Below are 22,266 nucleotides of genomic sequence, written 5' to 3' on the forward strand. Positions count from 1 at the left end.
GCGGATTTGTGTGACTACCGAGACGCAGCGTGCCGGCGGCAACTACCGTGCAGCAGTGGGAGCGGTTGAGGGGGATGACGATTGCCAGAGTTTTTGCTCGCGTGTGGTTACCGCTGGTTGTTTTGCTGGTAATCGGATGTGGGGTGTTCATCGTGTCGCGGGTTCACGGCATTTTCGGCTCGGAAAAGCGCCCGTCGTATACCGATGGTCACATTGCCGACACCAAGCCGTTCAAGCCTAAGCGGGTGACATACGAGGTCTTCGGCCCAGCGGGGACCGTGGCAGATCTCAGCTATTTCAATGCCAGTTCGCAGCCCCAGCTGGTCGATGGAGTGCGCTTGCCGTGGTCGTTGACGATGACGAGCGACTCGCCGGCAGTCGTAGCCAGCCTCGTGGCGCAGGGTGATAGTGACAGTATTGGCTGTCGCATCGTCATCGACGGTGAGGTCAAAGCCGAAAGAGTTTCGAACGAAGTTAACGCCTTTACGCATTGCCTGGTGCAGGGCCCGTGAGCACCCAGCACAGAAGCCACGACAGACTGGTCGTCGCGAGAACGGTCCGTCGTTTTGCGGTGCCTGTCATTCTTGGGTGGTTGGCGATCACTCTCATAGTGAGTCTCGGCGTCCCAGCGCTAGAGCAGGTCGCGAAAGAACATGCTGTATCGCTGAGCGCCCAAGACGCGCCGTCGCTAAAAGCGATGAAGCGCATCGGCGAATTATTCAGGGAATCAGGCACTGACGGTATTGCGATGATCGTATTGGAGGGCGAGCAACCCCTCGGTGAGGAGGCGCACCAGTACTACGGCCAATTAATTCGTCAGTTGAACGCCGACACGAAGCACGTGCAGCACATCCAGGATTTCTGGGGGGACCCGCTGACCGCGCCGGGCGCGCAAAGCGCGGACGGCAAGGCCGCGTATGTTCAACTGAATCTCGCCGGGAACCAAGGCGAGGCGCTGGCGAACGAATCCGTCGAGGCTGTTCGGAATATCGTGCAGCGAACTCCCGCGCCGGTTGGGGTGAAGGCCTATGTCACGGGCCCGACGCCGCTCCTAACGGATATGGCCGCCACCGGTGACCGAGCGAGCATGAAAATCACGGTGGCAACTGTCGTGGTGATCTTTATCATGTTGCTTCTGGTATATCGGTCGATCACGACGGTGCTCCTGGTGTTAGCCATGGTTGGGGTCCAATTAGCGGCGGTCCGGGGAATCGTCGCCTTTCTCAGCGACGTCGGCGTTATTAGAATTTCAACTTTTGCCATCAGTATCCTTATATGCCTAGTGATCGCCGCGGGAACGGACTACGCGATATTTCTCATCGGGCGATATCACGAAGCGCGCCAAGCCGGCGAAGACAGGGAGACGGCCTACTACACCGCTTACCGCGGGGTGGCTCACGTGATCTTGGCCTCCGGTTTGACTGTCGCCGGAGCGACGTTTTGCCTGAGTTTCACCCGACTGCCGACTTTCCAAACCATGGGCGCCCCGTGCGCGGTGGGCGTGCTCGTCGTGGTTGCGGTTGCGCTAACGCTGGTTCCCGCCGTTCTTAGCGTTGCCGGCCGTTTCGGTCTCCTCGAACCCAAGCGCACGATGTCGGTTCGTGGCTGGCGGCGGGTAGGGACGGCAGTCGTGCGCTGGCCCGTACCCATCTTTGTGGCTTCGTGCGCGTTGGCTCTTGTTGGCCTGCTGGCACTGGCGGGCTACAAGGTCAACTACGAAGACCGGCCGTACATACCTCAGGACAGCCCCGCCAATATCGGGTGGGCGGCTGCTGAGCGCCATTTCTCCGAGGGGAGGATGAGACCCGAAATCTTGATGATCGAGTCCGATCACGATATGCGCAATCCAGCGGACTTTCTGGTGTTGAACAAACTGGCCAAGGGCATCTTCGGCGTTGAAGGGGTTGCCCTGGTGCAGGGCGCAACTCGGCCTGAGGGCGCGCCGCTCCAGCATACCTCCATACCATTCTTGCTTAGCATCCAAAACGCCGGACTGAAACAGAATATGGCCTTTGTGAAAGACCGGCTGGAGGACATGCGTAAGCAGGCCGACGAGCTTGGCGGAACCACTGCGACGCTGGAGCGAACGTATGCACTTTTGCAACAGCTTGCCGACAGCACTCACCATTCGGTCGGCGCCACGAAAGAGCTTGCCGACGCCACGCACCACGCAATTGGCGTCACGAAGGAAACGGTGGATATCACCAAGGAAATACGGGACCAGATTGCCAATTTCGACGACTTCTTTAGACCTATACGCAATTATTTCTATTGGGAACCGCACTGCGAGAACATCCCGATCTGCGGGGCGCTGAGGTCTGCATATGACGCATCAGATGGTGTGGACAGGATCAGTGACAAGCTGGACGAGCTCACGCCAGATCTGGACAATATCGACACGGTCATGCGGGACCAAGTCGTGCCAGATCTGGAGAATATCGACACGGTGATGCCGCAGCTTCTCGCGTTGTTGCCCGCGCAGATCGCTACCGTGGAAAGCGTACAGACCACGCTGCTGACGACATACAGCACGATGTCCGGAATCATTGAGCAAACGGAGGAGGTTAGCGGCGACACGGCTGCCATGGGCCAGGATTTCGACGCCGCCCAAAACGACGATTCCTTCTACCTGCCTCGGGGAGTATTCGACAATCCGGACTTCCAGCGCGTCATGAAGCTGTTCCTGTCACCGGACGGGAAGGCGGCGCGCTTCATCATTACGCATAGGGAGAATCCCGCGTCGGAAGAGGGCATCGAACGCATCGACCCCATAAAGACGGCTGCTGAGGAGTCCCTCAAGGGGACGCCGCTCGCGGACGCCAAGATCTACGTGGCGGGCACCGCGGCAGTCTTGAAAGACCTGAAAGAAGGTTCGAATTACGACCTGGTGATCGCAGGGATCACATCGCTTTGCCTCATCTTCATCATCATGTTGATCATCACGCGAAGCCTTATTGCTGCGCTGGTGATCGTGGGGACAGTAGTGGGCTCATTGGGGGCCTCGTTTGGGCTGTCCGTGCTGGTCTGGCAGTACATTCTTGGCTTCAACTTGCACTGGATGGTCCTGCTGATGTCGATCATCATTCTTTTGGCCGTTGGAGCTGACTACAATTTGCTGCTGGTCGCCCGGTTCAAGGAGGAAATTGGCGCTGGGCTGAACACAGGCATCATCCGTGCGATGGGCGGCACCGGCAAGGTCGTGACCACGGCCGGGCTGGTGTTCGCGTTCACGATGGCCTCGATGGTGGTCAGCGACCTGCGAATCGTCGGTCAGGTGGGCACCACGATTGGTCTCGGTCTGCTGTTCGACACCCTGGTGGTGCGGTCGTTCATGATGCCGTCCGCCGCCGCGCTGCTGGGACGCTGGTTCTGGTGGCCCACGAAGGTTCGGTCGCGCCCGCCCCGCGCCAGAAGCCATGGCTCATTGCCCCGCGTCGCGCAGCAGCCGGTTGCACCCGACCTTGATTCCCAGGATTTGCCGACAGCCAAGTTGCCGCCACTGGCTTAAGAACGGTTCAGGGCCTTGAGCAGGTGCTGCACAGCCTTGATCGTTTGTGAGGCAGTCTGGTGCGCCTGCCGCGTACCAGACCGGGTGACGACGCCGTTGCTCTCGTTGGGGGCCGATGACGACGACGCGCACGCCCGCAAAGAAGTACGCGCAACGGCGCGTGCACGTCGGACCAAAGCGGAGTTCTTTCCCAACATGGGTCACGACATGATGCTCGAACCAGGGTGGTTGCCGTCGCCGAACGAATCCGCACCTCGCTGGGGCAGTCCCGGGCTTCAAGGCTCGCTCAGCGACTTATCTGGAAGGCCCGCCTCAGTCCTTGGTGAGGCAGTAGGTGCGGTAATGGATTTCGCCGCGTTCGAGGTCTTTGTAGAACATCGAGCCATCGACGACCGCGAATTCGCGGCCGAAGCGGCGCAGGAAGGGCGGCGAATAACGATTGATCAGTTCGTTTGACCGGGGTGAATTCTTGTGCAAGCCGCGCAGAACTTGGTCGTTGATGATCTTCTCGGAGACTAGCCGCAGCGGGGGCTGAGTCAGTCCTGCTTCCCAGGCGGGGAAGTTGTCGCGATTGCGGAAATCTGCGTGGAGAAAATGCCCGCCGGGGCGCAGGACGCGCCCCACTTCGCGTACGAAACGGTCGAAGTCGGGGTAGATGTGAGAAGCCTCGACGTTGATCACCGCATCGAAGGATTCGTCGGGGAACGGCAGGCTCTGGGCGTCGCCCTGCACGAAGTCCAGGCCGGGCAGATTGTGCCTTCTTCGGCAGAACTCGATGGCCGCGGAATTGAAGTCCAGCCCGGTGTAGGAGCCGGGATGCAGTGTGCGCACCAGGTAGGAGGCTCCGCCGCCGTGGCCGCAACTGACTTCCAGCACTTTTTTGCCGCTGAGATCGATCTGGGTTGCGGTCTGGTAGTAGAGCTGAATGCTGTAGCGGTTGGGCTCGTCGGACTCCTCAAGTGGCAGACCCATCGGCGGATCTTCTTCGTAGCCCCAGTTCAAGAACACAACATCCTCGTGCCCGACAAGCCGACGCGTCATGAAGGGATACCAGTACTTGAAGACCTTTTTATAGGTCGCGGTGGACCCGATGCGGTACACGAGGCCAACGCCGATTCTGTCCAAGCCTTGCATGGGACTGCGACTCATGCAGGGCAGTATCGCAGGCAGCGCTCGATAGCGGGCGGGTATCGGGCTGCGGTCCAGACCGGCTGGCGGCCCGGGTCGGGCACGTGCGCGCGATGTTGCCACACCGGGGGCACTCCGTCCGAATACATCGGCCAGCGTGGTTTGGGCAGCCTTCCCGGCAGGACCGAAACGCCGCATACCGATACTTCCGCTTCCGGCGCGTCAGGGGGAGTGCAGACCGCGTCCGAGGCGTTGGCCCGGCCTCGACATGTCGCTGTCTGACGCGATGATGACGCAGCGCGCGATCCGACGCGTCCTGCCGGACTCGGTCGACGACGCGGTGGTGTTGATGTGCATCGAGCTGGCGCTGCGCGCACCGAGCGGCAACAACGGGCAGAACTGGGAGTTCATCGTCGTCAAGGACGGCCACGTCAGGAAGCTCGCCAAGCGAAACCGTCAGCTCTGGAATATCAACTGCTACACGATGATCCGGCGCATGGCTGCCCGCGACCAGTCGATGGCCAAGACCGCTCGGGCGGTGCAGTGGCAGGTCGACAACTTCACCGAGATCTCGGTCCTGGCAGTGGCCTGTCTGCGCCGCAAACCCTTGCTGGGTCCTGGCCCTCGGTTGGCCGCGCGGACGCTACCGGCCGACGGCGCGCAAACCGGTCGAGCGGCAACCGGCCTTGGCACGACGCCTGTGGCCACGCATGCATCGGCCAGGGTTGACGCAGAGGCGAGCGGGTCCTAGCCTCAGTTGAGCAAACGTCCGGCGAGTCGGGGGAGATTCGACGTCGGGTTCGCTGCGGCGCCACTAGTACATCAGTGGAAGGGGGACCGCATGGGTATAGGTGTGCGTCGACATGCTGCAGCTGGCGTCGCGCTTGCAGGGGCGTGCGCCATCGCCCTCACTCCGGTCGCACCGCCAACATCGCCCGCCATCGTCGCACCGCCAACGCCGCCCGCCATCCACGCCGCCAAGCTCGATGTGTGGCTGGCCGCCGCGGTCACCGGTGCCGCCGGGACGATTCCCACGAGCGCCGAGGTCGATCAAGCCATCGCGAATGGCGACGTCAGGAACATTCCGCTCAACCTGCTCTACGCCCTGGCCAACGTCTCGTACAACGAGACTACGGCCATAAACCAGCTAGCGGCCTCGCTGCTTTACACCGGAAACTGGTTTGTCCCCAGCGGCACGAACGTGTGGGGCGAGGATCCGGCAGACCCGGGGCATTTCGAGTCGATCATCAACGTGTTCAATCCGTACCCGGCGATGTCCAACATCATGGGTTTTCAAGTTGCCATGATCGCGGCCGCCTTGCTCCCCGCGAGCGTGTCCTGTGACGCGGAGGGCTGCTCTCCGCTGACTCCGGTGGTACCCCTGACCGGTATCACCTCGCTCGACCGGCTCATTTACTCCGTGGAGATCATCGCCGGGCTGAGGAAGTTTCCCCTCATAAACCAATGGTTCAGTCAGCAAGCATTCGCTGGCCTGACCTCGGCGGGCGGGTACACCTTCCTCAACGCCCTCTACCCAAGCGTGTCTCCGGGGGTGGGCGAAAACGGGGCAATACCAACCCAGACCTACACGGACAGCATGGGTAATGAGTTCACGTTCGTGGGTACCAAGGTTGACGAAAACGGCCAGACCGTAATGCCGTGGGCCGGCACGACATTTATCTGGGATCCGCTCCTGCCCTGGAAAGCGTTCTACGCCAGCCTGGTTTCAACGCCGGACACCACCGGCGTCTACGGCACCGGCATCCATGTCGCCAGCCCCCGGGACGTCATCTATTCCTTCCAGGCCCTGCTCGCAGGCTTGGTCGTTGACTTCAACCCATTCGTGCCCGGAAGCCCCTTTTGCCCGGGGGCATGCAATACGACCCTGGGTATCACCACCCCGGTGATCGTCAAATGGATCTCAGACCTCTACCCGGGAAATCCGATTCTCGAGAAATGGCTGGAATTGGAGGCGGCCGGCCAGGCCAACGGCCCGACGCAAGAGCAAATCGACACTTCCATAGAGATCTTGCAAACAGGGTTCTTCACGTTTGATCCGGCCACGACAGCGGCGGTCAACACCTGGCTGGCTGGAATCCATCCCGAACTGGTGGACATCGCCCGCGACAGCGGACTGCTGGGCGGCTTCAACGCCAATGCGCTGCTCCAGGACATCGGCGACCTGACGGGCATCAGCGCAGGGCTCGCGGACATCGGTAATCGGCTGGGAATCGACCAAACGCTGCAGGAAATCGGTGGACAGCTGCAGGTCCTCGACGCAGCGCTGAAAGACGTCGGCGCCAGGGTAAACGCAACGCTGACGGATATCAATGCGAGGCTGAACGCAGCGCTTATCGACATCGGCCACCAACTGGGCGTCGACGAAGTGCTCAAGACAGCCGACGCGGCGCTGTGGGGCTTCGGCGCACTGCTGAACAGAATCGGCTCCTACCCCACGCCCCCCTCCACTGAAATGCGCCTACCTTCGCGGACGCTGGAAGTCTCGGCAACGTCGATCCCCGCGCTGACCTCGGACTCCGCAACGACGGACGGGACTGCGGCCCTCGCCGCGCCGGACAGCCAACTCACCAATACGGTTTTCGGCCAGGTCGAGCGCAAGGTCCCGCCGGTCACCGAGGCTGCGGCCGACATTGAAGCGCTGCCAAGCAATGCGGATCCCGAAGCCGGCCAGACACCGGCTCCCGCGAGCAAGCCGGTAGAAGCGCCCGAGCCGACGACTGCCACGTCAACCGACGCGAAGTCAACTGGCCTGACCGTTGACCGCAAGAAGGCGGGACCCGACAAAGCCGACGGCAGCAAGGCCGACAATCCCGGCGGCAGCAAGGCCGACAAAGCCGACGGCAGCAAGGCTGACAACCCCGGCGGCAGCAAGGCCGACGATCCCGGCGGCAGGCATCGGGCTGACGATGCCGGCGGCAAGCACCGGGCTGACGACGCCGGCGGCAGGCACCGGGCTGCGTAGGGAGCGGTAGCGCCCGGGTGTGCAGCGATCGGATTCGCTCGTTTCTGGGGCGGGTTTCGACGGCATCGGAGCGGCGAGATCCCGTCGCGAGGTCGGACTGTCCGCCCTGTTGCATCACAACAGAAGCGAGAGTGACGACACATGGGGATCGCGCTTCCGGAGTTCACACCGGCACAAGAAAGCTTGTTCCTCACGCTGGGCAGCAGGGCGCTCGACAGTCGCCTGCCGCACCCGTTCTTGGGCGACGTGATGGCCGACGAGATCATCACGACCATCGGTTACGGTCTCGACAAGTTCCCTCAACTGAACACGAAGTTCCTCGACCGACGTTCCAAGGTGTTCGACGTGGCGGTGCGGGCCAAGATCCTTGACGAGATGGTGCGCCGGTTCATAGTCAGTCAACCGGACGCGGTCATGCTAGATCTTGGCGCAGGCCTGGACGGCAGAATCTCCCGGGTCAACCCGCCGCCCACCGTCGAGTGGTATGACGTCGACTTCCCCGAGGTGGTCACCCTCCGGCGTAAACTATTGCCGCAGCCTGCCAATGCCCACAACATCGGCGCGGACCTGACGGATCCGGACTGGCTGCAAGACATTCCCAGAAACCGGCCAGCGATGATCGTTGCCGACGGGCTCATCCTCTTCCTCGGACAGGATGACTTCGTGTCGCTGCTGAACCGGCTTACCGCCCACTTCCCCAGCGGGGAGCTGGCACTCAACGTCTACACCACATACGCCATGTGGACGTTCAAACACTCCCGCGCTATGCGGGCGATCGCGGGCGGCATGGCCAATCCCGGTATCAACGACCCCCGGCTGCTCGAACATTGGGTCGATGGACTGACCCTGCTTGACGAAATCTTTCTCACCCGAGCACCTGAGGTTGCCGAGTTGCCGCTGATCGGCAGGTTGGCATTCCGGCTGGCAGCCAGGAGCACGAAGCTGTCTCGACTAATGGCAACTGTTGTGTTGCGCTACCGCTTCTAGTTCGTTGATGACCGTGAAGTCGCAGTGTTACAAAGAATGCGACGCAGGATTCAACGACTGAGGACACCAGTGAGGCTTCGCCTCTGACTGGCGAGCGGCGGGGCTGGTCAAGCGGTCGTGTCGCGCTCAGGCTGAATGAATGGTTGCGACTGTCACGGTCGAGAAATGTGCTCGACGGTCAGGTCGGGTTGGATATCGAGTCCCTGGATCGCATTTGCCTGAACGGTTTCATCACCCGCATCCCTGGCAAGAACCGCTACCCGCTCACCGGCGAGGGACTACAGTTTGCCATCTTCTACACCGAAGTCCATCACCGGCTGCAGCGCCCGCTGCCGACCAGCTACCCTTCCCGCTGATACTCCGAAATGCGTTGCGTATTATCGACATTCACACAACACAAACCATCGACCGGCTCGTCTCCTGCCAAAGACAGGCTGAAAACTCAAGACACCGTCAAAGCTCCCTCAAGTCCCCAGCACACCGAAAAAGGCTTCGTCTCAGCGGCCTACGGCTTCACGTGCTGGCAAACGCCTCTGCAAATTGCCGTCAACTACGGCAGGTAACTGGCGATTGAGCGAATTGAGGTAATCCCCTTGGAGGAGCAGACTGTCGGATCGGTTCCCGCGAGCCTGAGCGAGCGTCATACCGCCGATCTGAGCCGTGCTGGGTTCGACTCGGCTCTTCACTCTTGACTTCTAAGACACGTGAAAAGCGAACTGCGCGCCGTTCTGGTGGCGGGACGCCGCTCAATTCTTGGTGAAGCAATACATCCGGTACTCGATTTGCCCGCTCTGGATGTCGCGGTATATCCACCCGCCCGGCACACCGGCGAACCAGCGGCCTAAGGGGCGCAGAAACGCCGGCAGCACACCGATCAGGTCGAGTGACCGCTGCGCATTTTTCTCCAGCCCGCGCAGAACCTCCGCATTGATGACGCGTTCCGAAACCTGCCGCATCTGGCTGTCGACCAGTGCTGCCTCCCAATCGGAAAAATCCTTGCGGTCGCGGAAATCAGCGTAGAGGAAACGCCCTCCGGGGCGGAGAACGCGCACCACTTCGGCGAGGAAGCGGGGAAGCCGAGGATAGGCGTGTGAAGCTTCGATATTGATCACCGCGTCGAAAGATTGGTCGGCAAACGGCAGGTTTTCGGCGTCACCGTGCACGAAATCCAGCGCGGGCACGTTATGCCTCCTTCGGCAGAAGGCGATGCCGTCTGCGTTGAAGTCCAGCCCCGTGTAGGAAGCCGGGCGCAACGCGCGCACAAGATACGAGGCTCCACCGCCATGGCCGCAGCTGACCTCCAGTACCTGTTTGCCGTCGAGATCCGCCTGGGTCGCCACGCGGTGGTAGAGCTGGATACCGCACCGGTTGGGCTCATCGGACGCCGCCATCGGCAAGGCCATCGGCGGGTCTTCTTCGTAGCCGTAGTTGAGGCACGTGAGGTCTTCCGCATTGAGCCGACGGGTCAGAAAGGGATACCAATAGTGGTTCATCAATGCTTTGATGAACCTGACCTTGATGTCGGTGATGTAGCCCATGCGCATGGCCATTTCGGGGATTATGCCAGAGGGTACGCCGCGCAGAGGGTCGCGGCAGCGGTCATGGCGGGCCGTCGAATTTAGCCGCGCCGATCACGTCCGATAGATCAGGTCGGAGCTTGCTTTTGGTGACGCGCACAGCCGTTTGACTCGAATGCGTAACGCCATCACAGCTGCTCGCCGCGGCCGTTCTCCGGTGAACCACCGCGCGTGCGCCCCGTGCCGGCGCGATCGAAACACCGCGGTTCTTATGCCGTTCTCCGGGTGCATCGGTTGGCGTGAACCGGAATTCGCGTAGCAGCGTGCGCAGGGCGACGTCCATCTCCATGGCCGCGAATCCCGCGCCAAGACAGCGGTTTACGCCGCCACCGAACGGAATTAACGTGAATGGCTTCGGACTGGCGCCGACGAATCGGTCTGGGTTGAACGAGGCCGCGTCGGGGAAGTTCTCTTCTGACTCGTGCACCAGTTGGAAATCAATCTGCACAGTGGTGCCCGCCGGAAGAACCCAGTCGCCCAAGCGAACTCGCTTCTTCGTGCGCCGCATCGAGCCCAAGATATTCGGCCGGGTGCGCTGCACTTCGAAGATCGTTGCCTGCCGCAACTCTGATCCCCCGGCGTCCACTTCGTCAGCAAGCCGCGACATCAGCTCTGGATGCCGGCGCAACCGCTCCACCGTCCAGGCCAATTGCGAGGCGGTTGTCTCGTGACCGGCGGCGACCAAGGTCAGCAGCTCGTCGGCGATATGCCGATCGGGGATCGGCTCACCGTTTTCGTAGCGGGCCCGCAACAGGACCGCGAGCACGTCGCTGCGCTCTTCAAAGGCCGGGTCGGCCCGCGCCTCGGCGATGAGCGAGTCGATGACGGTGTCAAACCGGCGCCGCACCCGCAATAACCGCCCACCTGGACTCCACCGACCGTAGTCTCGCTGCACTATCGACGGCATCAAGCGTAGGTAGGAGCCAAGTGTGACCAGGACCGGCATCACGCTGCGAAGTTCGTCCAGTGCTTCTTCCTCTTCGCCGAACACGGCACGCAGAATCGCGTTGAGGGTCAGGCGGCCCATCGTCGGAAGCGTTTCGAACTCGCGGCCCTCGGGCCAGTTCGCTGTTTCGTTCATTACCTCTTCTTCGACGATGTGCTCGTAGCTTCTCACCGCCTTCCCGTGAAACGCCGGGAGCACCAATCTACGGCGCTTCAGCTGTTCTTTACCGGTGAGGCTGAACGTCGATCCAGGGCCGAATACCGGGCCGAGGAGGAAAGTAGGACGTTCGAGCAGATCGTCGCTGGCGCTCCAGATGTCTTTGATCAGCATTGGGTCGCTGACGAAAACGGTCTTGCCGAAATACGGCAAATTCATGGTGAACGTGCCGCCGTAACGTCGACCCAGAACGGGCACCCACCGATGCTGCAGTGCGGTCAGGATCACGATGGCTGGGACGATCTTCGGTACCCGCGGCCCCGGCGGTAGCCGTTCCGGCTCGGTTGTCACCGTTGCCATGTCGCCCCCTCTCCGTACCGGTACCTTAAGGTAATTCTTGTCGGCTTGCTGAGAGTGCCCGAGATCAGTCTCAATCCCGTGCCGCATCGTGCCACTCGGTCGGTTGAGGGGACGTTACGGGCCGACGATCCGCAAATTGGTTGCCAGGTCGGCGCACCGCTGTGCCTACGGGAACCGCGCTCGAGTCGAGAACAGTTGCCGCTGCCTCCAGAAGTCGGGCTGGCACCGCGATTACACGATTCACGCCCCATATATGGCAAAGTTATTATAGTTTGCGATTGGTCACATAATCCCGGTCTTGATCGGTGAAAACATGGCAATCGGGAGATTACGCTGATAGCTGATGTTCTGCTGGGCGAAGTAAGTGAGGATTTTGCCCGCGGGGCCGCCTTCTGCTGTAGGTTCAGGGGCCGCCGTCTGCAGGATCGACCTCGAGGGGGCCATTGCATGTCCGCAGCCGTCCGCCACCGAGCATCTCACCGCAAACCTCGCCATGCGAGCCGACGGGATCTATAGGGAAGCGGCGGCGCAGCAGCCCGTTCTGTGCGTCCACATGTCGCGGCGGCAGTTGTGGCAATCGTCGGGGCCGCCGCCATTGCCGTCCCTGGGCGGCTCCCGTAATGCAGGAGGACCTCGACAAGGACGACGTGAAACTGGACTCCAAAGAGCTGTCAGCCCTCGGAAAGGTGTCCCAGAAGAGGTTTGCCCCGTTGAGGACGAGCTGGACAACGCGCAGCCAGCGGTCGAGGAGGACTCGCAAAGCGCAACGACCAGGTCGACCAAATGAGACCGAGAACCCGAAGGGGACTGAGGGCGGCACGAAGGATGACGGCAAGAAGTCTGGACCGCGCCACGCTCGTGGCCACGATGCGACCCGCGGCGGGTCGGCCGGCGCACCGAACGTGACGCGCGATCAGTCGCAATCACCGAATCCCGAGAGCCTCAGCCGTCCAACTGGGGCCGACAGCCTGACGGCTACTTCGCAGTGCGCAGAATCGCGAACGACTGTGCTTGCAGGCGAGTGGTCGCCCCATCGGTGACGGGTTCATCCCAACCGACTACGACCTGGCCGGACACGGGAACGCTGACGGCCTGCTGTCCGAGGTTGCATACGATGGTGAGCGAGCTGCGATGCATGACGATCCACCGCGCATCCTCGTCATAACCGACACGCATGTGATCCAGCCACGGATCCACCAGGTCAGGTTCGTTGTGTCGCAATGCGATCAGCTGCCGGTAGAGCTGCCGAAGCCTGCTGTGCTCACCCTCGTCGATCTCGGCCCAGTTGAGCTTGGACCGTTCGAAGGTCGCCGGGTCCTGCGGGTCTGGAATCTCGTCGGCGTCCCAACCGTGCTCGGCGAACTCACGCTTGCGACCCTCGGCCGTGGCCCTGGCCAACTCGGGTTCCGGGTGGGAGCTGAAGAACTGGAACGGCGAGGAGGAGCCCCATTCCTCACCCATGAAAAGCATTGCGGTGTAAGGCGACCCGAGAACAAGCGCCGCCTTCACGGCTAGCTGCCCGAAGCTCAGATTCTGCGACGGCCGATCGCCGATGGCTCGGTTGCCGACCTGGTCATGCGTCAACGTGTACGCCAGCAGTCGCGTCGCCGGGATGCTCGCGGTTTCCAGCGGACGGCCGTGTCGCCGGTGCCGGAACGACGAGTAGGTGCCCGCATGGAAGTAGCCGTGTTTCAACGTCTGCGCCAGTGCTTCGAGCGATCCGAAATCCGCGTAATAACCCTGCCGTTCGCCGGAGACCGCCGAGTGGATCGCGTGGTGGATGTCGTCGTCCCACTGCGCCGTCATCCCGTAACCGCCGCGATCACGCGGAGTGATCAACCGCGGGTCGTTGAGGTCGCTTTCGGCGATCAGCGACAATGGTCGTCCCAGTTCGGCTGCCAGTGCGTCTGTTTCGGCGGACAGTTCTTCGAGGATGTGGATCGCAGTGGTGTCGACGAGTGCATGCACTGCGTCAAGGCGCAGCCCGTCGGCATGGAAATCGCGCATCCACCGCAGTGCGCAGTCGATGATGTAGCGGCGCACTTCGTCGGCATCCGCATCGGAGATGTTGATCGACTCGCCCCACGGGTTGCTGCCCCTCGACAGGTACGGGCCGAATTTCGGCAGGTAATTTCCTGACGGGCCGAGGTGATTGAACACCGCATCGATCAGCACGCCGAGGCCACGCCGGTGGCAGGCGTCGATGAGACGGACGAGCCCATCCGGCCCGCCATACGGCTCGTGCACCGCGTACCACAACACGCCGTCGTAGCCCCAGCCGTGTGTCCCGCCGAACGCGTTGACGGGCATCAACTCGACGAAGTCGACGCCCAGATCGACAAGATAATCCAGCTTCTCGATGGCCGAATCGAAGGTGCCTTCAGGGGTGAAGGTGCCGACGTGCAACTCGTAGATGACCCCACCCTCGATCGAGCGGCCCGCCCAGCCCTCGTCGGTCCAGGCGTCCGCAGCTGGCTGCCACAGCTGCGACCGCTCGTGTACACCGTCGGGTTGGCGGGGTGACCGAGGATCCGGCAGCACCTTCGGGTCGTCGTCGAGGACGAAGCCGTACCGTGCCTCGGGCCGAGTGTCGACGGAGGCTCGCCACCAGTCGTCGTCGGAGCGGTCCATCGGGTACAGGGTGCCGTCCACGTCGAGCCGCACCCGCTCCGGGCGGGGCGCCCACACCGCGAAGTCAGTCATCGGTTCGTTCCAGCAGCGCGACCGGAGCTTCGGCGAACAGGTCGGACGCCAACACGCGTCTGCTGTACCGGCCCCCGGCGATACGGTCCGGCCAGGCGCCCGTCGGCAACACCAGCGTCGTGTCCTTCCAACCCGTTTCGGCCAGCCCCACGGAATGCCGGGTCACGGCGGTCACCACGTCGTCGGCTCGTAGGAATGCGACAAGGTGCCCGGCGGCCGCCCCCTGGGGCAGCAGCGGAGTGTAGCCGCCGTTGAGGAATGTGTCGGGACGGTCGCGACGCAGCTGCAGGGCGGCCCGCGTCACCTCGAACTTCGGATGTCGGGAAGCCTGCCTGCGTGCCAGGTAGTCCACCGGCCGCCTGTTGTCCGGGTCGACGAGGCTGTCCTCCCACAACTCGGTGCCCTGATAAACGTCGGGTATCCCAGGCGCGGTGAGTGCGATCAACTTCTGGCCGAGGCTGTCGTTGTGCGCATGCTGATCGAGCCGGCGGGCGAGGGACGTCAGCCCCGCCCCCACCTGACCGTCCATGACGGCGTCCAGCCACTCATGTACGGCGTTCTCGAACGCGGTGTCGGGGTCGTTCCACGACGTGTGTGCCGCGGCCTCCCTGATGGCCTTCTCGGCATAACCGTGCAGCCGGCCGCGGAGGTCCTCCGTCACCGCACCGTCGACCGGCCAGACGCCGAACATGTTCTGCAACAGGAAAAGCGCGGTCGCCGCGTCCGGCGGCGGTGTCTCGAGAACCCATTTGCCGACCAGTTCCGCCCACAACGACGGCACCTGCGACAGCACCCCGATACGGGCTCGCACGTCTTCACCACGTTTGGTGTCGTGTGTGGTCAACGCCACCATCGCGTGCGGCCACAGCCGGGCCCTTGTCGCGGCACGTTCGTGGAACTCCGCGATACTGACCCCGAATCGCCCGGGTTCTCCGCCCACTTCGTTCAGCGACACCAACCGGGCGTCGCGATAGAACAAGCAGTCCTCCATCGACTTGGCGGTCGCCGCCCCGCACAACTGTTGCAGCCGTACCGCTGATTCGGCGTTGGTGGCAAGCGCCGATGCGACGATGGTCAGCGGCTCCGCCAACTCCGGTCGTGCGGTGCTGGTTTCGGCCACCGCTTCGGAGAGCACAAGCGACAACCCACCGTAGTCACAGCGGTAGACAGGCACCCGGCTGATGAGTTCAGCCAGGGCCGTGGGGATTTCGGGATGGTCGGCGCCCGTTGCAGACCTGATGGTGCGGTGTAGCCGCGCCAGTTCGCTTGCGAGGGTGTCGGTGACGGCGGCCGCCTTCAGCCTGCGGGCCGACTCTGACATGTCGTCGTAGTCGGCGCCCGTTGAGTCGAACAACGCGGTGAGCGGACCCGCCCCTGCAGGATCGAGGAACACGCCCCCGATTTCGCGCAACGCGTCGTAGCCGGTGGTTCCAGCCACGGGCAGCGTGGTGTCCAGCGGTTCGTCGACGGCAAGGATCTTCTCGATCACGATCCATGCGTCGGGCCCGACCAATTCGCGCAACCACTCGAGATAGCCTGCCGGATTGGACAATCCATCGGGGTGATCGATGCGAATTCCGTCGACGAGGCCGTCGGTGAACCACCGCTTGACTTCCACATGGGTGGCGTCGAACACCGCGCGGTCTTCCTGGCGCAATCCGGCCAGAGAGGTGATGGAGAAGAACCGTCGGTACCCGCAGATCCCGTTGCGCCATCCGATCGGTCGGTAGTGCTGCTGCTTGGCCGGATAGTTCGGTGGAGCGGGGTCGTCGTCGGAGCCCAACACGGGCACGATGACCCGCCCATCGGGATCGAGGTCCCAGTCGATGTCGAAATACGAGGAATAGGGCGAACTCCGGCCCTTCTCCAAGACATCGAGCCACCAATGGTTCTGGGTGGGATCGTCGACACCGACGTGGTTCGGCACGATGTCGACAACGAGGCCCATCCCGCGCGCCTTCGCTGCGGCAGAAAGCCGCGCCAGTCCATCGGGACCGCCAAGTGCGGGGGAGACGGTAGTGGGATCCGTGACGTCGTAGCCGTGCGTGGAGCCCTCGGCCGCGCTGAGGATCGGCGACAGGTACAGATGCGACACACCCAGTTCGTCCAGATAGTCCAGCACCGAGATGGCGTCGTCGAACGTGAAGCAGTCACCACGCATCTGCAGCCGGTATGTCGATAGCACACGAGAAGCCATGGCTCACGCAGTCTTACGCAGCACCAGCAGGGATCTCGCTTCGAGCGAGATCTTCTTGCCCGCTGTGACAACCAGTTCGGTGGCCCCCGTCGCGTCGGCGGTGTCGAACGAGGCGGTCCACTCCTTGGCGTAGTTCCCCTTCGGCGTGACGAAGTCCTGCGGCTTGTCGTGCGCGTTGAAGCACAGCAGGAATGAGTCGTCGACGACCCGTTCGCCGCGCGCGTTCGGAGTCGGTATGGCCTCCCCGTTGAGAAACACCGCGACACATTTGCCCAGCCCGGTGCCCCAGTCCTCGGGCGTCATCTCCTTGCCCGCCGGTGTCAGCCACGCGATGTCGCGGATCTGGTCGCCGGTGCGGATGGGCTTGCCCTCGAAGAACCGCCGCCTGCGAAAGACTGGATGCTCTCGCCGCAGTTTGGTCACCCGGCGGGTGAACTCGAGCAGGTCGGCATTCGTCTCGCACATGGACCAGTCCATCCAGGAGATCTCTGAGTCCTGGCAGTACACGTTGTTGTTACCCAGCTGCGTGCGCCCGATCTCGTCTCCGTGCGAGATCATCGGGGTGCCTTGCGAGACCATCAGCGTGCCCATGATGTTGCGCATCTGTTTGGCGCGCAGCGCCAGGATGTCCGGATCGTCGGTCGGGCCTTCCACGCCGCAGTTCCACGACCGGTTGTGGCTCTCGCCGTCTCGGTTGTCCTCACCGTTGGCCTCGTTGTGCTTCTCGTTGTAGGAGACCAAGTCCTTCAACGTGAAGCCGTCGTGGCAGGTGACGAAGTTGATGCTGGCGCCAGGGCGGCGTCCGGTGGCTTCGTACAGGTCGGAGGAACCGGTCAGCCGCGAGGCGAACTCGCCGAGGGTTGCGGGCTCGCCCCGCCAGTAATCGCGCACAGTGTCGCGATACTTCCCGTTCCATTCCGTCCACAAACCTGGAAAGTTGCCGACCTGATAGCCGCCCTCGCCGACGTCCCATGGTTCGGCGATCAGCTTCACCTGGCTGACGACGGGATCCTGCTGCACCAGATCGAAGAACGCGGACAGCCGATCGACCTCGTAGAACTCCCGCGCCAGCGCCGCGGCGAGGTCGAAGCGGAAGCCGTCGACGTGCATCTCCATCACCCAGTACCGCAGCGAGTCCATGATCAGCTGCAACGTGTGCGGGTGGCGAGCGTTGAGGCTGTTGCCGGTACCGGTGAAATCCCGGTAGAACCGGAGGTCGCCGTCCTCGAGACGGTAGTAGGCGGCGTTGTCGATGCCGCGGAAGTTGATGGTGGGGCCGAGGTGGTTGCCCTCCGCGGTGTGGTTGTAGACCACGTCGAGGATCACCTCGATGCCCGCTTCATGGAACGACCGCACCATGGTCTTGAACTCGGCCACCGCACCGCCGGCGTGCTTGTTCGCCGCGTACTGGTAATGGGGCGCGAAGAAGCCGAATGTGTTGTAGCCCCAGTAATTTCGCAAACCGAGGTCGATCAGCCGGTGGTCGTGAAGGAACTGGTGCACCGGCATCAGCTCGATCGCGGTGACGTTCAGCGACTTTAAGTGGTCGATGATCACCGGATGGCCCAGCCCCGCGTAAGTACCGCGAAGTTCCTCCGGAATACCCGGATGGGTCTGTGTCATGCCCTTGACGTGAGCCTCGTAGATGATCGTCTCGTGGTACGGCGTGCGCGGAGCGCGATCCGACCCCCACTGGAAGAATGGGTTGATCACCACGCTGGTCATCGTGTGTCCGAGCGAGTCGACCCGCGGCGGCGTGCCGCCGGACGCCAGGTCGTCGGCTTTCAAGTCGTAGGAGAACAGCGCCTGACTGAAGTCGAAGTCGCCGTGGAACGACTTGCCGTACGGGTCGAGCAGAAGCTTGCTCGGATCACAGCGGTGACCCGCCGACGGCTCCCACGGGCCGTACACGCGATAGCCGTAGCGCTGCCCAGGGGTGACGGTGGGCAGATAGCAATGCCAGACGTAACCGTCGACCTCGTCGAGGTTGATGCGGTGTTCGCTGCCGTCTTTGGCGATCAGGCACAGTTCCACCCGCTCGGCAACCTCGGAGAACAGCGAGAAATTGGTGCCTGCGCCGTCGTAGGTGGCCCCAAGGGGATAGGCGTCCCCTGGCCAGACCGTCGGCACCGATGCAGGCTCGGCTGGTCGCATCAGGGCTGCCACCAACCGGTGGCCATGCCGATCTGACGCCCCAGTTCGGTGGTCATGGTGCGCATGTAGGTGGTCGAGATGTGGTGGGCGTCGCGGTACAGCAACACATTTCCCTCCACGGCGCGGCAAACGTCGACGCGGCACACCGCATCACTCATGTCGAGCGGCTTCAGCAGCGGAAACTGCTTGACAAAGTCCAATGTCTGGTTGTGCTCCGACAGTACGTCGGATCGCTTCATGCCGCAGGATTTCGCATTGCCTCCGCGCGCGAGGCAGTCGGTGGGGAAGAACGGCTTGCCGTCCCGGACCATCCACGGGGTATCGCGCATCGCGAGGATCGGAATGTTGTTGTCCGACAGGGCTTGCCAGATGCCTATGTAGAAGGACGGCATCACGTCGCCCGGTTTGATGTTCCACGGTCTGGTGGACGTGGTGAACACGAAGTCGGGACGATCGGCGATCAGCCTCGGCATCACCCTGTTGTTCCACACCCGGCAGCCCGGGTACGGACGGTTGTCGCCCATCACCAGCGGCGACTGTTCGGTGGTCAACGGACATCCCATCTTCAGGTATGTGACGACCTTGAAGTGGTGCATCTGGCCCAGCAGGTCCAAGGCGGTGATCCAGTGCTCGGCATGAGAACTGCCCGCCAGCGCGATGGTGCGGGTCGCCTCTTTGTCGCCGAAGGTGCAGTCGATGACGTCGCTGTTGTTGAAGTCGCTGATGCACCCGTCGATGGTGGTCTCCGGCAGGTCGTCCTTGGCTTCGAGCACGGTCGGGCGCATCGGCAGCTTCGGCACCTTCGCATGGTTGATCAACGCGGTGGCGCCGGGATAGTCGCGCAGCGAAAGATTGGCCAGCTCTTTGCCGTTCGCGCGCTGCACGGTCACGTGTTCGCGCCACCCGAAAGCCGTCGCGGTCAACGCGACACCGAGCAGGCCCACGATGGAACCCATCACGATCGTCGGGCGGCGCAGCCGCGTCCACAGCGCGACGGCGGGCGCCGGTTTGGGCAATTTCGCCGACGCGCGGTACCGCAGTGGGTTCTCCACGTACCGCAGCGTGAGCCAGGCCAGCACGCCGGAGACAACCAGCACCACGGCCCCCTCGAAGAAGTTGACCCGCGGTTCGCCGCTGTAAGACAGCCAGAAGATCAACAGCGGCCAGTGCCATAGGTAGAGCGAGTAGGCCATGCCGCCGAGCGTGACGAAGGGAGCGGTGGCCAGTAGCCGGTTCACGGCAGGCAGGCGGCCGCTGGTCTGCGGGTCGGACTGGCGGTTGGCCGCCGACAGGATGAACAGCATTGTGGCACCCACGGGCACGAGGGCCAACGGGCCTGGGAACTCCTTGACGCCGTCGATCAGCGCGCCGCACGACAAAATGGCAGCCAACGCCACGGTGGCGAGCGTCGTGCGTAGCCACATCGGCCAGCGCACATACGGGACCAGGGCGCCGAGCAACGCGCCGAGCAGCAACTCCCACGCCCTCGCGAAACTGTTGTAGTACGCGGTCGCCTGATCGGCGTTGTGAGCAAATATCGCGTAGACGAAGGACGCGATGGTCAACGCGCTCAACAGCACCACGAATGACGTCCGCATGTACTTGCCGAGACGTCGACGCAACAGATGGGCGAACCCGAAGATCAGTGCCAGAAACCCGATGTAGAACTGCCCCTGCACCGACATCGACCAGATGTGTTGCAGCGGACTGACCGCCTCACCGGCGCGAAGGTAATCCGAAGCGGTGTTCGCCAGCTCCCAGTTCTGGAAATAACCGAGGCTGGCCAAACTCTGGTCAGCAAACGTTTCCCAGCGCGTCTCGGGCTGCACGAGGATGGTCAGCACCGCCGCGGCGGCGAGGACCACGACGAGCGCGGGGAGCAACCGGCGAACAAGTCGGATCACTTCGGGGACGGGCGACAGCGACTTCCCTGGAGTCAGCGCGGTGCGCAGCAGACGGCCGCCGAAGAAGAAACCCGATAGCGCCAAAAACACGTCGACGCCGCCGGAGACCCGGCCAAACCACACGTGAAACACGGCGACAAGCGCGATGGCGATGCCGCGCAGGCCGTCAAGATCATGTCGGTAAAAGCCCGAATCACGGGTCCCCGAAGCGGCACGCGATGGGGCACCGGAATCGGTGACGGCCACCGGCCTGGAGGGAGCGAGGGTCATCATGGTCGACGGTTAATCTACCCAAGATCGCCTGGTGCCTCATGCCGCAGGCGATCAGTCACAGCCACTGAGCAAAGGATCGGGCTGGTTTCAAACATGACGTTGACCCCCGGTGAGATCAGCGCGATCGACGCCGCGCACATCTGGCATCCCTACAGCCCCATCGGCGCCGACGCATTGCCCCCGGTGGTCGCGGTCGGCGCCAAGGGCGCCTGGCTGACGTTGGTCGACGACGGCAAGCGGATCGAGGTGCTCGACGCGATGGCGTCGTGGTGGACGGCGATTCACGGCCACGGTCATCCGGCGTTGGATGCGGCCGTCGCGCGCCAACTGGCGACGATGAACCACGTCATGTTCGGCGGATTGACACACGAACCGGCTGCCAGGCTTGCGCAACTTCTGGTCCAGATCACGCCAGACGGGCTCGACGCGGTGTTCTTCAGCGACTCGGGTTCGGTGGCGGTGGAGGTCGCGGTGAAGATGGCGCTGCAGTACTGGCGCAGCATCGGACGCGGCGGCAAGCATCGGCTGATGACCTGGCGCGGCGGCTACCACGGCGACACGTTCACCCCGATGAGTGTGTGCGACCCCGTCGGCGGCATGCATTCGCTGTGGACCGACATATTGGCACAGCAGGAGTTCGCGCCCCAGGTCCCTGCCGACTACGACGCCGGCTACGTCGAAGCGTTCGAGAAGCAGTTGGCCGAACACGCCGACGAACTCGCCGCAGTCATCGTCGAGCCCATCGTGCAGGGCGCGGGTGGTATGCGGTTTCACGACCCGCAGTACCTGGTCGACCTGCGCACAATCTGCGACCGCCACGGCGTGCTGTTGATTTTCGATGAGATCGCCACCGGCTTCGGCCGCACGGGCGAACTGTTCGCGGCCGAGCACGCGGGCGTGCGCCCGGACGTCATGTGCGTCGGCAAGGCGCTCACCGGCGGCTACATCACGCTGGCCGCGACGCTGTGCACCCGCGAGATCGCGCAGACGATCAGCACGCATGAGCCAGGGGCGCTGATGCACGGACCGACGTTCATGGCCAATGCGCTGGCCTGCGCTGTCGGAGTGGCGGCAGTTGAGCTGCTTCTCGAACAGGACTGGCGGGCAAGGGTTTCCGCGATCGAGACAGGTTTGCGAGAAGGTTTGGCTGAAGCGGCCGAACAACCAGGCGTTACCGACGTGCGGGTGCTCGGCGCGATCGGGGTGCTGCAGATGGACAGGCCGGTGGACCTGCGGGTCGCGACGCCCGCCGCGCTGCGGCACGGCGTCTGGCTGCGCCCATTCCGCGACTTGATCTACGTGATGCCGCCCTACATATGCACGGATGCGGAGATCGGCCAGATCACCGCGGCGATGGTCGCGGTGGCCCGTGCGCTAACCTGAACGGTGT

14 protein-coding genes are annotated in these 22,266 nt (G+C 63.0%); 7 read left to right on the forward strand and 7 right to left on the reverse strand.

Annotated elements, in window-relative coordinates:
• The first annotated feature begins 47 nt into the window (after positions 1-47).
• Together ACGFK1_RS31140 and ACGFK1_RS31145 are read left to right on the forward strand one after the other, a co-directional pair.
• Positions 48-512, forward strand: a complete 465-nt coding sequence (locus tag ACGFK1_RS31140; protein ID WP_393439179.1) for an MmpS family transport accessory protein — start codon at positions 48-50, stop codon at positions 510-512.
• Positions 509-3,508, forward strand: coding sequence for an RND family transporter (locus tag ACGFK1_RS31145; RefSeq protein WP_393439052.1), 3,000 nt, complete (start codon positions 509-511; stop codon positions 3,506-3,508). The genes ACGFK1_RS31140 and ACGFK1_RS31145 overlap by 4 nt, the downstream gene beginning before the upstream one ends.
• 312 nt (positions 3,509-3,820) lie before the next feature.
• Here ACGFK1_RS31145 and ACGFK1_RS31150 read toward each other — a convergent pair whose 3' ends face one another.
• Positions 3,821-4,642: a phthiotriol/phenolphthiotriol dimycocerosates methyltransferase gene (locus tag ACGFK1_RS31150; protein WP_393439054.1), complete on the reverse strand. Its 822-nt coding sequence runs from the start codon at positions 4,640-4,642 to the stop codon at positions 3,821-3,823.
• A gap of 262 nt (positions 4,643-4,904) precedes the next feature.
• Between ACGFK1_RS31150 and ACGFK1_RS31155 the strand changes: the two genes are divergently transcribed.
• The 4 genes from ACGFK1_RS31155 to ACGFK1_RS31170 all read left to right on the forward strand — a co-directional run bounded on the left by ACGFK1_RS31155 (position 4,905) and on the right by ACGFK1_RS31170 (position 8,962).
• Complete coding sequence (locus tag ACGFK1_RS31155; RefSeq protein ID WP_393439057.1) at positions 4,905-5,387, forward strand: nitroreductase family protein; 483 nt, start codon at positions 4,905-4,907, stop codon at positions 5,385-5,387.
• A 90-nt stretch (positions 5,388-5,477) separates the two neighbouring features.
• Positions 5,478-7,619: a hypothetical protein gene (locus tag ACGFK1_RS31160; RefSeq protein WP_393439060.1), complete on the forward strand. Its 2,142-nt coding sequence runs from the start codon at positions 5,478-5,480 to the stop codon at positions 7,617-7,619.
• A 141-nt stretch (positions 7,620-7,760) separates the two neighbouring features.
• Entirely contained in the window at positions 7,761-8,606 is an 846-nt protein-coding gene (locus ACGFK1_RS31165) for a class I SAM-dependent methyltransferase (RefSeq protein WP_393439063.1), read from the forward strand.
• 167 nt (positions 8,607-8,773) lie between these two features.
• A complete protein-coding gene (locus ACGFK1_RS31170; protein ID WP_393439066.1) occupies positions 8,774-8,962 on the forward strand; it encodes a hypothetical protein in 189 nt (62 codons plus the stop codon).
• 390 nt (positions 8,963-9,352) lie between these two features.
• Here the strand turns inward: ACGFK1_RS31170 and ACGFK1_RS31175 are convergent, their stop codons facing one another.
• The 6 genes from ACGFK1_RS31175 to ACGFK1_RS31200 form a co-directional block, all read right to left on the reverse strand.
• Positions 9,353-10,150, reverse strand: coding sequence for a phthiotriol/phenolphthiotriol dimycocerosates methyltransferase (locus ACGFK1_RS31175; RefSeq protein ID WP_393439182.1), 798 nt, complete (start codon positions 10,148-10,150; stop codon positions 9,353-9,355).
• 55 nt (positions 10,151-10,205) lie between these two features.
• Positions 10,206-11,645, reverse strand: a complete 1,440-nt coding sequence (locus ACGFK1_RS31180) for a cytochrome P450 (protein WP_393439185.1) — start codon at positions 11,643-11,645, stop codon at positions 10,206-10,208.
• Positions 11,646-12,620: 975 nt separating this feature from the next.
• A complete protein-coding gene (treZ, locus tag ACGFK1_RS31185; protein ID WP_393439069.1) occupies positions 12,621-14,348 on the reverse strand; it encodes a malto-oligosyltrehalose trehalohydrolase in 1,728 nt (575 codons plus the stop codon).
• Positions 14,341-16,545, reverse strand: a complete 2,205-nt coding sequence (gene treY, locus ACGFK1_RS31190; RefSeq protein ID WP_393439072.1) for a malto-oligosyltrehalose synthase — start codon at positions 16,543-16,545, stop codon at positions 14,341-14,343. The genes treZ and treY overlap by 8 nt, the downstream gene beginning before the upstream one ends.
• Before the next feature lie 3 nt (positions 16,546-16,548).
• A complete protein-coding gene (glgX, locus tag ACGFK1_RS31195; protein ID WP_393439075.1) occupies positions 16,549-18,699 on the reverse strand; it encodes a glycogen debranching protein GlgX in 2,151 nt (716 codons plus the stop codon).
• Positions 18,699-20,876 (reverse strand): acyltransferase family protein, encoded by a 2,178-nt coding sequence (locus tag ACGFK1_RS31200; RefSeq protein ID WP_393439078.1) that lies wholly within the window; start codon positions 20,874-20,876, stop codon positions 18,699-18,701. The genes glgX and ACGFK1_RS31200 overlap by 1 nt, the downstream gene beginning before the upstream one ends.
• A 93-nt stretch (positions 20,877-20,969) precedes the next feature.
• On the opposite strand from ACGFK1_RS31200, the gene ACGFK1_RS31205 reads away from it, so the two are divergent.
• A complete protein-coding gene (locus tag ACGFK1_RS31205) occupies positions 20,970-22,259 on the forward strand; it encodes an adenosylmethionine--8-amino-7-oxononanoate transaminase (protein WP_393439080.1) in 1,290 nt (429 codons plus the stop codon).
• Positions 22,260-22,266 lie beyond the last annotated feature (7 nt).

Origin of the sequence: Mycobacterium sp. NPDC048908 (assembly GCF_043197955.1) — a bacterium.
Taxonomy (GTDB): domain Bacteria; phylum Actinomycetota; class Actinomycetes; order Mycobacteriales; family Mycobacteriaceae; genus Mycobacterium.

Excerpts from the sequence above, each read along its gene's own strand:
- treZ (WP_393439069.1), bottom strand. The coding sequence starts at position 14,348 with ATGACTGACTTCGCGGTGTGGGCGCCCCGCCCGGAGCGGGTGCGGCTC.
- ACGFK1_RS31205 (WP_393439080.1), top strand. The coding sequence starts at position 20,970 with ATGACGTTGACCCCCGGTGAGATCAGCGCGATCGACGCCGCGCACATC.
- ACGFK1_RS31175 (WP_393439182.1), bottom strand. The coding sequence starts at position 10,150 with ATGCGCATGGGCTACATCACCGACATCAAGGTCAGGTTCATCAAAGCA.
- ACGFK1_RS31180 (WP_393439185.1), bottom strand. The coding sequence starts at position 11,645 with ATGGCAACGGTGACAACCGAGCCGGAACGGCTACCGCCGGGGCCGCGG.
- ACGFK1_RS31200 (WP_393439078.1), bottom strand. The coding sequence starts at position 20,876 with ATGATGACCCTCGCTCCCTCCAGGCCGGTGGCCGTCACCGATTCCGGT.
- glgX (WP_393439075.1), bottom strand. The coding sequence starts at position 18,699 with ATGCGACCAGCCGAGCCTGCATCGGTGCCGACGGTCTGGCCAGGGGAC.
- ACGFK1_RS31160 (WP_393439060.1), top strand. The coding sequence starts at position 5,478 with ATGGGTATAGGTGTGCGTCGACATGCTGCAGCTGGCGTCGCGCTTGCA.
- ACGFK1_RS31165 (WP_393439063.1), top strand. The coding sequence starts at position 7,761 with ATGGGGATCGCGCTTCCGGAGTTCACACCGGCACAAGAAAGCTTGTTC.
- ACGFK1_RS31150 (WP_393439054.1), bottom strand. The coding sequence starts at position 4,642 with ATGCAAGGCTTGGACAGAATCGGCGTTGGCCTCGTGTACCGCATCGGG.
- ACGFK1_RS31155 (WP_393439057.1), top strand. The coding sequence starts at position 4,905 with ATGTCGCTGTCTGACGCGATGATGACGCAGCGCGCGATCCGACGCGTC.
- treY (WP_393439072.1), bottom strand. The coding sequence starts at position 16,545 with ATGGCTTCTCGTGTGCTATCGACATACCGGCTGCAGATGCGTGGTGAC.